Origin of the sequence: Xanthomonas sp. D-36-1, from assembly GCF_017746155.1 — a bacterium.
In the GTDB taxonomy this organism is placed as follows: Bacteria; Pseudomonadota; Gammaproteobacteria; order Xanthomonadales; family Xanthomonadaceae; genus Xanthomonas; species Xanthomonas cissicola.
In genome coordinates, this window is record NZ_JAGHWR010000093.1 from 1 (window position 1) to 12,979 (window position 12,979).

A 12,979-nucleotide genomic window follows, 5' to 3' on the forward strand; every position below is an offset into this window, starting at 1 on the left:
TGCCGGCGATGGGGAGCGTGCGTCTGTGAACCGGGAAATTCCCGCGGAAAGCGCCAGAAATGGCGAAATTCCGAAGTTCCAAAAGCCACTCTTCGGAACGACGCCACCTTCCGCCCTGTCAGGTCTCGTTGTTCAGACCTTCCCTAGGGTCAACTATCTCAGTTCTCATCATCAGCCCATCTTGCAAAGACTGCCGAAAATGTTTCAGTCTCCGTCCCTTCGAATCCTAAACCCCCGCCTCCCACTAGCGACCTTTGACGCTGTCTACGAAAATCTATGCCTTGATTACCAAAAAATTTGGATGCAACCCAAGCAGCCCGCCGGGACTCTTGGTGCATTCCTGTCCAGAGATTCGCTATTGAGTTGAGATCTCCATGCGCAGCCCAATGACCGATACAGTCTAGACAACCTCGCTTTACGGTAACAGATTCTGAGTTATCGAAAACGTTCCACACGAAAGCTGACCGCACACCGGACCTTCCAAATCTTAGCGCGCGAAGAAAATGGAGCTGATTTCCCTCATTGGTTAACAGATAGGCTGAGTGTGATATCACGGCATCCAAGCACTGATCAATCTGCAGATGTATCTCGGCATATGCTGGCAAAGACCGCAAATGAGATATACCTCGCATGATGGTGGACCAAGATCCTCTGAAGGACCGCAGGCTGGGTTCAGCCAGCAGCGTGATCACGAGGTCGAGTGCAACAGCTGGCGGGTGAAGCCCGAGAGTTCTGCCAACCTGCGCAACCAAGAAGTTATCCGGCACTGACTTCTCAAGTTCTAGGCTAAGCAACCTCTGAACATCCAACGACTCTACGGTCACTCGGAGACTTTCGTAGTCATCGACAGGCGAGTCGGAGTACGGATCGAAATGAAGATCTATCTGCTTGAGAGCGCCTACGTCCCCGTCGTCAGAGCCCAATGGTATAGGCGGCGCCAGTGACAATCGTGCCGCTGGGATCGAACTGCAGCCGGTCGAGCAGGCGCCCGCCGCGCCAGTTGCCGTCGCCGAAGTAGCGCGCGATGTTCCACTCGGGAATCTTGATGGTATTGGTCTGCGAGTCCTGCGACAGGTCGAAGCGGAAGTAGTTCGCGGTCAGGGTCAGGTCGTCGGTGGGCTTGAACTGCAAGGTCAGTTGCCCGCCCTTGCGCTCGCGCTCCTCGCGCTTGGCGTCCAGGCTGACCGCCGTCGGCATCATGAAACCGGTGGAGTAATTGCCGTCCTGGTTCCAGAAACCGGTCCCGCCCCACCAGTTGGCATTGAAGTCCGAAGGATTGCCGTTCACGTCGACCGCCGGGCCGACTTCGTCGCGGCCGTACCACTGCCAGCTCTCGGTACTGGCATTGAGCGTGCGTGCGGTGCGCTTCTGCTGCGTGTAGCCAACGAAGACACCGAAGCGGTTGTCCTGGTCGTGCCACGAGTACGAGCCGGAGAACTGGCCGTCGGTCTTCTTGCTGGTATCCGACCAGGTGCCCTCGGCAGAGACGAAGCCGGAATGTGGCTCCAGTTCCAGCGGGCGCCGCGTCTGCAGGATCACCGTGCCGCCGATGCCGCCTTCGTCGATGCGCGCTTCCGGGGTCTTGTACAGCTCGGCGCTACCCAGCAGGTTCGACGGCAGCAAGGTTTAGTTGAACGAGCGCGTGGGGTCGCCGTTGGATTCGGCGGTGGCGATGTAGTTGCCGTTCAATTCGGTCAGCACCAGCTCCGAGGACAGACCGCGCACACTGACGTTCTTGCCTTCGCCGCCGTCGCGGCTGATGACCACGCCGGGCACGCGCTGCAGCGCATCGGCCACGTTCTTGTCGGGGAACTTGCCGACATCCTCGGCGGTGATCACATCGACCACGGCGTTGGCGTTGCGCTTTTGCTCCAGGCTTTTTTCGATCGCGTAGCGGTAGCCGGTCACCGTTACCGCGTCCAGGTCGGTGGCCTGCAACGCGGCCTGGCCCCCGGGCGCCGGCGTGCCGTCGGCCTGCTGGGCGGCGGCGGTGGTGGAGGCGGCGCTCGCGAACAAGGCGATGGCGATACCGGCGTACAGCGTGCTGCGGTTGAGTGCGAATGGCGTGCAGTTCATTTCGATCGTGCTCTCCCAATAGTGATCGGCTTCGGCGAATTTGTATCGATCCAACGATCGGACAAGAACGCCGCGCGACGTAATGCAAAAATATCCGGCACCGTTGCGGCGCCCGGTTTCCCTCGTCTTGCCTCCCCTCCTGCGCGGATGCGATTAGATCGTTCTAATGCAGTGGAAAGCTAAGTAGCACAGCCCATGCGCCAGCGCATTCTGCCGCGCAGCAGGCCCGCGGCGTTGCGAGCGCCACGATGGGCGGCCGGGCTCGCCACGCATGCACGCGGCACGGTACAGCCTGCCTGCAGCAGCAGCTCGATCGCGCCAGCGAAACGCACTCGCCCGCAACCGGGCGCAAGCGGTTACCGAAGCACTTGCACACTCCCATTACTTGCAACCGAGCTCGGCAAGAGGACCGCAGCATCCGCGTGGTAATTGGCGGCTCTGAGTCGCAGCACCCAACTGACAGCTGTGCACGCGTTTTGTCGGCTGCCCCAAGGACCGCCGGCACCCTACGCCGTTACGCGCGGCTGCACGTTGGTTTCGATTTCGCTGTGGGCGGGCAGGGTTTTCAGGTCGTCGGTCGCCTGCGCGCCAGCCACGATGCAGCGTCGCCACCGAAGTGGCGCGCGAGAGCGGTATCGGCAGTGATCGCGCGCGCGCCGTGCACGATGCTGTGGACGCGCGTGGTACGTCAGACGCAATACATGATGTGCAACGTAATGGCGCGAGGGATCCGCATCCACTCCCTAACGTCACCAAACCAAAGACTCCTCGACATCACACCAACAACGTGCCGAGGCACCAGCGTGGCCGGGGATTGGCGGAGAGCGGCACACGGATGTGCCGCGACGGCGCGTCAGACAGGATGTCTGCCGCGCCGAAGAGCCGATCCCCGGGGGCGGTGGTGCCGCCCACCGAAGCCGCAATCAACAGTCCGCGCCTGGACGTACCCTCACCCCCAACCCCTCTCCCGCAGGAGAGGGCTTTAGTGCCGCGCCGGACTCAGGACTCCTCGAAATCACACCAGTAACGTGCCGAGGCAGCAGTGTGGCCGGAGATCGGCGGAGAGCGGTACGGGAATGTGCTGCGACGGCGAGTCAGACAGGATGTCTGTCGAGCCGAGGAACCGGTCCCCGGCCGCGCTCCCGCGCTCGGCGCAGTCGACAATTCGCAGACCCATTCCCCAGAACGACAACTTTCTGGCGCGCCACCCGGGCGCACCTATCAAGTCCGCCGGGCCTGGGCCGATACCGCATGCATGGACAGACTCAGCGTAATCGGACTGGTGCTGGCGATCGTGGCGATCGTGGGCGGCAGCGTGTTGAAAGGTGCCGGCATTTCGTCGCTGTGGTCGCCGGCTGCCTTCGTGATCGTCATCGTCGGCACGGTGGCCGCGATCCTGCTGCACACCTCGCCGGCGGTTTTCCGGCGCGCCTTCAAGATCCTGCGCTGGGTGATCCAGCCGCCGGCCAGCGATCGCCCGCAACTGGTGGCGCGTATCGTCGAGTGGAGCAATATCGCCCGTCGCCAAGGCCTGCTGGGCCTGGAAGACCAATTGCCGCGTCAGGACGATGCCTTCCTGCGCAAAGGCCTGCAGATGCTGGTCGATGGCGTGGAGCCGGAAGCCATGCGCAACATGCTGGAAATCGAAGTGGACAACCAGGAGCGCCAGGATCTTGCCGCGGCCAAGGTATTCGAGGGCATGGGCATCTATGCGCCCACGCTGGGCATCATCGGCGCGGTGCTGGGCCTGATGGCGGTGATGAAGAACCTGGCCGACCCGGCCATGCTCGGGCACGGCATCGCGGCGGCCTTCACCGCCACCATCTACGGTATCGCCTCGGCCAACCTGCTGTTCCTGCCGGTCGCCGCCAAGCTCAAGAGCGTGATCCATTGCAGCACCAACGAGCGCGAAATGGCGATCGAAGGCCTGATTGCGATCGCCCAGGGCGAGAACCCGCGCAACATCGAGTCGAAATTGGCAGGCTACTTGCATTAGCGCGTTATGGCCCGTCGTCGCAAACACCACGAAGAACATGGCAACCACGAAGCGTGGGCGATTCCGTATGCCGATCTGATGACGCTGCTGCTGGCGTTCTTCGTGGTGATGTACGCCATTTCTTCGCTCAACGAAGGCAAATACAAGGTCATGGCGCAGGCGCTGACCAGCGCCTTCGGCGGCTCGTCGAACAAGGCCAGCCCGGTGCAGCTGGGCAAGACCCAGACCCTGGGCGCCGATTACGACCGCCCATCCGTGATCAAGGCCGGGGCGCCGATGGCGGCCTCCAACGGCCCGACCGACCCTACCCTGCTGCCGTCGATGGCCGCGCAGATGCGCATGCCGGTGTCGCTGCGCAATCAGGCGCAACTGGCGCGCGCACAGCGGCAGATGGATGCAGTGGAGCAACAGCTGAGCAAGACGCTGGCCCCGCTGATCGACAAGCAACTCATCACCATCCGCCGCAACGATCTGTGGATCGAGGTGGAGATCAACAGCGACATCCTGTTCGGTACCGGCTCGGCCACCCTGGCCGGCCGCGCCCGCGGGACGTTGTCCACGCTGGCCTCGGTGCTGCGCGAGGCACCCAATGGCGTGCGCGTGGAGGGCTATACCGATAACCAGCCGATCGCCACCGCGCAATTTCCCTCCAACTGGGAACTGTCGGCGGCGCGTGCGGCCAGCGTGGTGCACCTGTTCGCCGACGACGGCATCGCCCCGCAACGATTGGCGATGGTGGGCTATGGAGAATTCCGCGCACGTGCCGATAACAGCACTGAGGCGGGACGGAATGCGAACCGGCGTGTGGTGTTGATCATCCTCGCTGACTCGGCTGGCTCACTCGCACCCGATCCGCCATCGCAATTAAATGCGACCGCCGCCGGGGCGCCCAAGCTTCCCAAGTCTGACGGCGGCCAAACGGCCGTCACCACCGAAAGCGGCACAAGTTCCGTCCCCGCCGTAATTCAAGGAGTGCAGTGACATGCGTATCTGGGCAATCGCCAACCAGAAGGGCGGCGTCGGCAAGACCACCACGACGCTGGCATTGGGTCGCGGCCTGGCCGCGCTCGGCCACCGGGTCTTGTTGATCGACCTCGATCCGCACTCCTCGCTCACCCGCGCCTTCGGCGTGGCGATCGACCCGCCGCCGCGCGGGGTGCTGGACCTGTTCGGCACCCCGCCGAGCGACCTGGCCAGCCTGGCGCATGAAAGCAGCATTCCGGGCCTGTCGTATGTATGCGCGCAAGCCGCATTGGCCACGCTGGAACGCCGTAGCGCCAACCAGCCCGGCCTGGGCCTGGCGCTGCAGAACGCCATGACCCGGCATGCCGGCCAGCACGATTACATCCTGCTGGACTGCCCGCCGACCCTGGGCCTGCTGATGATCAACGCACTGGCCGCCTGCGACCGTGTCGTGGTGCCGACCCAGGCCGAGCCGCTTGCCCTGCATGGCCTGGCCAGCATGGTGCGCACCGCCGACATGGTGCAGCGTTCGCGCCGCCGCGAGCTGCCGGTGTCGATCCTGCCCACGCTGTTCGACCGCCGCACCCGCGCCGGCACCGAAACGCTGAAGGAAATGCAGGCCACCTATGGCCCGGTCGTCTGGGAAGACGCAGTGCCGGTGGATACCCGAATCTGCAACGCCGCCGCGCTGACCGTGCCCGCCGTTGGCGGCGACTATCGGGGCCGCGGTCTGTCCGCGTATCGCCGCGCGCTGGAATGGGTGCTGGCCGACGACGCGATGCGTATGGAGCAAGCCGCATGAGCAACCCTACCGCCAACGGTGAATTGGACGATTATCTGGAAGGCCTGCTGCACGATGCGGGCGTGGAGATCGTCGCCCCGCCCGCGGCCACCGCAGCGACTGGCGAAACGCCGGCAATTGCGCATGCCGATCTCGCGCTGGCGGAGCCGCCGGTCGAGACGGCCGCACTTCCCGAAGCCGCTACTGTCTCCGAGGCTGCCACCTCCAACGCGATTGCCGCGGTGCGTAGCGCCGATGCGATCGCCGCCGATTTCCTGGCAGAAATGGACGCCGATCCGGCATTCGCCCCCCCGGTCAAGGCCGCGCCGAGCGCTGCCGACATCGCCGCCGACTTTCTGGCCGAAATGGACGCCGATCCGGCGTTCGCACCGCCGGTCAACGCCGCGCCCAGCGCGGCCGACATCGCCGCCGACTTTCTGGCCGAAATGGACGCCGACCCGGCGTTCGCTCCGCCGGTCAACGCCGCGCCCAGCGCTGCCGACATCGCCGCCGATTTCCTCGCCGAAATGGATGCCGACCCGGCGTTCGGAGCCGCGCCCAACGCAGTGGACCTGATCACCGCAGATCTGCTGGCAGAAATGGATGCCGACCCCGCCTTCGGGCTGGAGGCCGCACCGGTCGCGGCGCCCGCACCAGCCCCGATCCTCGCGCCCGCTCCGCCCCCGCGTGCAGTACCCGCGCCGGCCCGGGCGCCGGCACCGACCGAGCTGCAGGCACTGCTGGCGCCTGGCCAGGCCGACAAGATTCACGCCGAACGCCGCGCCAGCGAACGCAGCACCCGCTGGCTGCGTCTGCGCTGCGGCGAACAGACCTATGCGCTGGAATTGCTCAAGGTGCAGGAAGTGGTGTTGCCGGTGCCGCTGCTGCCGCTGCGCGGCACGCCCAGTGCCATGCTCGGCATCATGAACCTGCGCGGCCAGGTGGTCCCGGTGATCGATCTGGGCATCCACCTGGGCTCCTCCCCGGTGGACATGGATCTGCAGACACGCGTGGTGGTCCTGGAAGAAAACGGCGAAACCATGGGCCTGCGCGTGTCGGCCGTGGAAGACGTCACCAGCCTCACCGATCAGCAGATCGAGCCGCCGGACAACGCGCGCCTGTGCCGCATCTACAACAACCTGTTCCGCGGTGTCGCACGTCTGGGCCATCAGCCGATGATCCTGCTCGATGCCACCCATCTGCTGCATTGACGCGCCTAGCTTGCTCGCACCTGCACGCACAACGATTCACCGTTAAAGCTTTTCCGCCCCCCGCCGTTAGTACGCATAGAACCATCCGTTCGGAGCAACAATGAGCACAGTGACATTGGGTGAGGATCTCGGCATCGAGACCAGCGCCGACCTCAAGCAAAAGCTTGCCGGATTCCTCACCCAGGACGGCGACCTGGTGCTTGATGCCGGTGAAGTCCGGCGCATCCACACCGCCAGCGTGCAGTTGCTCTGCGCCTTTGTGCAAAGCCGCCGCCAGGCCGGCCTGCACACCGAATTCGATGGCTGCAACGACACTTTTAGGGATGCAGCGCGTCTGCTCGGCGTCACCGACGCGCTCGGACTCCCGGCATCCAATGACAACCTGAAATCTGTGGAGAACGCCGCATGAGCGCACGTATCTTGGTGGTGGACGATTCGGCGTCGATGCGCCAGATGGTCTCTTTCGCCCTCACCTCTGCCGGCTTTGCCGTCGAAGAAGCCGAAGACGGCGCCGTTGCGCTGGGCCGCGCGAAGGGCCAGCGCTTCAATGCGGTGGTGACCGACGTGAACATGCCAAACATGGACGGCATCTCGCTGATCCGCGAGCTGCGCCAGCTGCCGGACTACAAGTTCACCCCGATGCTCATGCTCACCACCGAGTCGGCGGCCGACAAGAAGTCCGAAGGCAAGGCCGCCGGCGCCACCGGTTGGCTGGTCAAGCCGTTCAATCCGGAACAGCTGATCGCCACCGTCCAGAAAGTTCTCGGTTAAACCCTTCTCGCTTCAGCTTCGGATGTCACGCCCATGAGCATGGACCTGCAACGTTTCCACGCCACCTTTTTCGAGGAAAGCCGTGAAGGGCTCGACGCGATGGAGGCTGGGCTGCTGTCGCTTGAAGAAGGCAACCGCGACCCGGAAATCATCAACTCGGTGTTCCGCGCCGCGCACTCGATCAAGGGCGGCGCTGCCACCTTCGGTTTCGACGCCGTTGCCGGCCTGACCCACGTGCTGGAGACGCTGCTGGACGAGTTGCGCTCCAACAAGCGTCAGCTCGAACCCAATGCGGTCGATGCCATGCTTGGCTCGGTCGACGTGCTGCGCGCCCTGTTGCGCGAAGCCGAACACGGCACCCCGGCCGACCCGGCTGCGGTCAAGGCCGTGCACACCCGCTTGAATGCCGTGCTCGCTGGCGAAGCGCCGGCGGCCGCAGTGGCCGCCAAGCCGAAGGAAGAAGAACCCGAAGCCTGGCACATCGGTTTCACGCCGGCGCCGTCGCTGTTCATGAGCGGCAACGACCCGCTGCGCATCATCCGCGAGCTCGAACACCTGGGCCCGCTGCAGATCGCCGCGCGTCTGGAGCGCATGCCGGGCTTTGAAAACATCGACCCGCTGGAAGCGTATCTGGCGTGGGACCTGGGCCTGATCGGCAAGATTCCGCGCAGCAAGATCGAAGACACCTTCGCCTGGGTGGTGGACGATTGCGAGCTGGACATCCGCCCGATGGCCGTGCCCGGCCCGCCGCCGAGCCTGGCCGTGGACGCTCCGGCTGCCGCACCGGTTGCAGCGGTCGCTGCCGCACCGAGTGCCGTTGCCGAACCTGCCGCCGCCGCGGCGACACCGGCCAAGGCCGCCGCTGCCGAAGCTGAAAGCTCGATCCGCGTCAGCGTCGACAAGGTCGATGCCTTGATCAACCTGGTCGGCGAGCTGGTGATTACCCAGGCCATGCTCAAGCAGGTTTCCACCGGTCTGGATCCGGCGCATGCCGAACAGCTGTTCGCCGGCCTGGATCTGCTCGAACGCAATACCCGCGACCTGCAGGAAGCGGTCATCGGCGTGCGCATGCTGCCCGTCGATGCGGTGTTCCGCCGCTTCCCGCGCCTGGTGCGCGACCTCTCCAGCCGCCTCGGCAAGCAGGTACGCCTGCGCACCATCGGCGAAAGTACCGAGTTGGACAAGGGGCTGATCGAAAAGATTGCCGATCCGTTGGTGCACCTGGTGCGCAACTCGATCGACCACGGCCTGGAAATGCCCGATGCGCGCCGCGCCTCCGGCAAGGACGAAACCGGCACGATTACCCTGGCGGCCTCGCACCAGGGCGGCCACATCGTCATCGAAGTCAGCGACGACGGCCGTGGCCTCAATCGCGCCAAGATCCTGGAAAAAGCGGCCGAGCGCGGCATCGCCGTGCCGGACAACCCGACCGATGCGCAAGTGTGGGACTTGATCTTTGCACCGGGCTTCTCCACCGCCGATGCCGTCACCGACCTGTCCGGTCGTGGCGTGGGCATGGACGTGGTCCGCCGCAACATCCAGGGCCTGGGTGGCGAAGTGCAGCTGGAAAGCAGCGCCGGCAGCGGCACCCGCGTGTTGATCCGTCTGCCGCTGACCCTGGCCATTCTGGACGGCATGACCGTGTCGGTCGCCGGCGAAACCCTGATCCTGCCGCTGTCCTACGTGCTCGAAGCCCTGCAGCCGGCGCCGGAAGACGTCCGCGCGATGGCTGGCGACGGTCGGGTACTGCGGGTGCGTGGCGAATATCTGCCGATCCTTTCGCTCACCAACTACTACGGCTTCGGTGGGCAGCAGTCCTCCAAGGAATCGCTGGTGGTGGTGGTCGAAGGCGACGGCCAGAAGATCGCGCTGGAAGTGGACGAGTTGCTCGGCCAGCAGCAGGTGGTGGTCAAGAACATCGAGAATAATTACCGGCGGATTCCGGGCGTTTCCGGCGCCACCATCCTCGGCGATGGGCGGGTTTCGCTGATCGTGGACATCGGTGGTCTGGTGCGCTCGCTCAAGGTACCGCAAGCCGCGTAATGCAGTCGCCGCGGCGTGGATGCCGCGGCGCAAGACTCCACCACGCCCTCGACGCACGATGGTTGCTGGAGCGATCGCCGGCAGTATGGGGACTGCCGGCATCAGCAACACCCGTCCGGCCCGACACGACCGACGGTAGATTCTGGCCCTTTGTCCGGATCTGTCGACTTTGCCATCGTCTTTGCCTACCTGCTGGCGGGCGCCACGAGGCCAGTCGTCTCTGCAATACGAGAAGACACGATGAACTGGTTCCGCAATCTTGCCGTTGCCCGCAAGTTGGCCGTGGCGTTTTCCTTTACCGCATTGATCACCTTGAGCCTGGGCGGGTTTGCGCTTGCGCGCATGCAATCGAGCGCGCATCTGTTACGCGAGATCGGCACCGTGTGGGCACCGGCCGTGCAGCAACTGAGCGAAATGCGCGCATTGCTCGGCGAATTCCGCACCTACGAACTCGCTCAGTTGGCGCACGCCGACGATCCGAAGGCGGTGCAGAATTATTTCGAACGCATGGACAAGGCGCGCACCGATGTCGCGGCTGCGCAGGACGCCTACGCCAAGACCACCACGGCAGGTAGAGAGACCGAGTTGTACGACGAGGTCAAACTGAAACTGGCCGATTACTACAAGGCCAATGCTGCACTCAGCGCCGCGATACGTGCCGGCGATCTGGTCACTGCCAATCACGTTTCCGATGAGCAATCGCGTCCGGCGCGGCGCGACCTGTTCGCAAAACTGGTGGAGCTGACCAAGTTCAACGTTGCCCACATGGACAGCGAGATCGCGCAGGCCGAGGCAACCTATCAGCGTTCGGTGCAAGTCATGCTCGTGGCGATGGCGCTGTTCGTGCTGCTGGCTGCGTTTTCCGGTTGGTTCATCGCCCGCAGCATCGCTGGCCCGCTCGGTCGCGCCACGCGGGTGGCCAGTGCCATCGCACAAGGCAAACTGGATAACGCCATCCACGTCGACAGCCGCGACGAAGCAGGGCAATTGCTGCACAGCATGGAAGGCATGCAGCGGCAACTGCAGGCCGTGCTCGCAGCGCAATCGGAAATGGCCAAGCGCCACGATGCCGGCCAAATCAGCTATCGCATGGAACACGACGCGTTTCCAGGCGACTACGGCACCATGGTGCGCGACACCAACAGCCTGGTCGGCTCGCATATCGCAGTCAAGATGAAACTCGCGCAGATCATGTCGCACTATGCGATCGGCGACTTCAGTCAGGACATGGACCGCCTGCCCGGCGAGAAGGCCGTGCTCAGTTCCACCATGGATACCGTCAAGGCCAACCTGTCGGCGATGAACAGCGAGATCAAGCTGTTGGCGCAGGCCGCTGCCAACGGCGACTTCAGCGTGCGCGGCGACACGCAGCGCTTCCAGTACGATTTCCAGGCGATGGTGGAGAGCCTCAACCAGCTGATGGCGACCGCCGATGCCAACCTGAGCTCGCTGTCCAAGCTGTTGCAGGCCATCGCCGCGGGCGATCTCACCGAGCGCATGCAGGGCCAGTTCAATGGCGTGTTCGCCCAGATGCGCGACGATGCCAATACCACCACGGCGCAACTTGCCGATATCGTTGGGCGCATCCAGCACGCCACCTTGTCGATCAATACCGCAGCCAGCGAGATCGCCGCCGGCAACAACGATCTGTCGCAGCGCACCGAGCAGCAGGCCGCCAACCTGGAAGAAACCGCCGCCTCGATGGAGGAACTCACCTCCACCGTGCGCCAGAACGCCGAGCATGCGCGCCAGGCCAACCAACTCGCCATCGGTGCGGCCACGGTTGCCTCGCAAGGCGGCAGCGTGGTGGCGCAGGTGGTGACCACCATGTCCGGCATCGAGGTGTCGTCGAAGAAGATCGCCGACATCATCAGCGTGATCGACGGCATCGCCTTCCAGACCAATATCCTGGCCTTGAACGCGGCGGTGGAAGCGGCGCGCGCCGGCGAACAGGGGCGTGGTTTCGCCGTCGTTGCCTCGGAAGTGCGCACGCTGGCACAGCGCTCCGCCGGTGCTGCAAAGGAGATCAAGCACCTCATCGACGACTCGGTGAACAAGGTCGCCGCAGGCTCGGTCCTGGTGGATCGGGCCGGCAAGACCATGGCCGACATCGTCGCCAGCGTGCAGCGCGTCACCGACATCATGGGCGAGATTTCTGCCGCCTCGCAGGAACAGTCGGCCGGAATCGAACAGGTCAACCTCACCGTGACGCAGATGGACGAAGCCACCCAGCAGAACGCCGCGCTGGTGGAAGAAGCCACCGCCGCGGCACGTGCGATGGAAGAGCAAGCCGGTCAGCTGTCCGATGCGGTGGCGATCTTCAAGGTGCAGCAGGTCGCTGCCGTGGCGCCTGCGGCCAAGCGCCCTGCTCCACCGCGTCTGGCCACCGCGAAGCCAGGCGTTGCCAAACCGACCACGACCAAGCGCGCACCCGCACCGGCCGGTGTCGCGGCCAAAGCCAGAACCACAGCAACGCCACGCCCAGTGACCGCCGCAGCCGCCAATGGCGATTCGAGCTGGCAGGAGTTCTGACCGCAACCTCTGCGTGGAGCAGGCGACAAGGCGACCAACATGAGCAAGCCCCGACAGCGATGTCGGGGCTTTTTCGGCGAGAAAACTCTGCTCAGGCGTTTTCGCGTGTCGTTGTCGACAGCTTGCGGTTGGGCGCGTGCGGCGGCTTGGGTCACCTCATCCGGCGCTGCGCGCCAGCTTCTCCCGCAGGAGAAGGAAGTCGCTGCGACGTCCATGCAAGTGTGCCGCTGGTCGAAAATCGGTCAAGCGCAGGCGTTTGCGGCCGATACAGCAAGCACTGAGGGCCGCATCGCCCGCGCTAGATCGAAGGACCTCCGCATGCACACCGCCAACTCCAACCGCTCTGCCCGCACCGTGCTGGGCTGTGTGTTCACCGCCGCGCTGGTGGCTGCCGGCGTCTCGCTACCTCCCTCCTTCGCCGCCCCGGCAGCGCCGGTGTCGGTGCTTCTGGACAATGTGCCGGTTACCGCATTGCAGTCGCTGGCGGTGGATCTGGCGCAGTTGCGCGACGATCAACGTGCACAGCTTGCCGCCAGGCACGACGCGGCGCGTATCGACGCCTATGACGAGCGTCTGGGCAATCTGGGTAATCCCCCCACTTTTAGC

General features: G+C 64.5%; 8 protein-coding genes and 2 pseudogenes. 9 read left to right on the plus strand and 1 reads right to left on the minus strand.

Translation table 11 applies throughout. The features are described 5' to 3' along the window. Positions 1 to 921 precede the first annotated feature (921 nt). Positions 922 to 2,130, minus strand: a pseudogene (locus J7367_RS20345) (TonB-dependent receptor); the annotation flags it as partial. A gap of 1,201 nt (positions 2,131 to 3,331) precedes the next feature. On the opposite strand from J7367_RS20345, the gene J7367_RS20350 reads away from it, so the two are divergent. From J7367_RS20350 to J7367_RS20390, 9 genes and pseudogenes are all read left to right on the plus strand, one after another. Next, the gene (locus J7367_RS20350) at positions 3,332 to 4,072 is read left to right on the plus strand and encodes a flagellar motor protein (RefSeq protein ID WP_005914940.1); all 741 of its coding nucleotides are present in this window, start codon (positions 3,332 to 3,334) and stop codon (positions 4,070 to 4,072) included. A 6-nt stretch (positions 4,073 to 4,078) separates the two neighbouring features. Continuing rightward, entirely contained in the window at positions 4,079 to 5,053 is a 975-nt protein-coding gene (gene motD / locus J7367_RS20355) for a flagellar motor protein MotD (RefSeq protein WP_057664087.1), read from the plus strand. A gap of 1 nt (position 5,054) precedes the next feature. Then, positions 5,055 to 5,837, plus strand: a complete 783-nt coding sequence (locus J7367_RS20360) for a ParA family protein (RefSeq protein WP_057664089.1) — start codon at positions 5,055 to 5,057, stop codon at positions 5,835 to 5,837. Then, positions 5,834 to 7,027 carry a chemotaxis protein CheW gene (locus tag J7367_RS20365; protein WP_209028979.1) on the plus strand — a complete coding sequence of 398 codons (1,194 nt, stop codon included), beginning with the start codon at positions 5,834 to 5,836 and terminating at the stop codon, positions 7,025 to 7,027. Before J7367_RS20360 ends, J7367_RS20365 begins: the two co-directional genes overlap by 4 nt. Before the next feature lie 100 nt (positions 7,028 to 7,127). Next, positions 7,128 to 7,436, plus strand: coding sequence for an STAS domain-containing protein (locus J7367_RS20370; protein ID WP_003489692.1), 309 nt, complete (start codon positions 7,128 to 7,130; stop codon positions 7,434 to 7,436). Then, on the plus strand, positions 7,433 to 7,798 hold the full coding sequence (locus J7367_RS20375; RefSeq protein WP_002806565.1) for a response regulator: 366 nt from the start codon (positions 7,433 to 7,435) through the stop codon (positions 7,796 to 7,798). The genes J7367_RS20370 and J7367_RS20375 overlap by 4 nt, the downstream gene beginning before the upstream one ends. 33 nt (positions 7,799 to 7,831) lie before the next feature. Next, entirely contained in the window at positions 7,832 to 9,841 is a 2,010-nt protein-coding gene (locus tag J7367_RS20380) for a chemotaxis protein CheA (protein WP_022559103.1), read from the plus strand. 240 nt (positions 9,842 to 10,081) lie between these two features. Next, on the plus strand, positions 10,082 to 12,373 hold the full coding sequence (locus tag J7367_RS20385) for a methyl-accepting chemotaxis protein (RefSeq protein WP_057664096.1): 2,292 nt from the start codon (positions 10,082 to 10,084) through the stop codon (positions 12,371 to 12,373). A gap of 213 nt (positions 12,374 to 12,586) precedes the next feature. After that, a pseudogene (locus J7367_RS20390) lies at positions 12,587 to 12,979 on the plus strand (hypothetical protein); the annotation flags it as partial.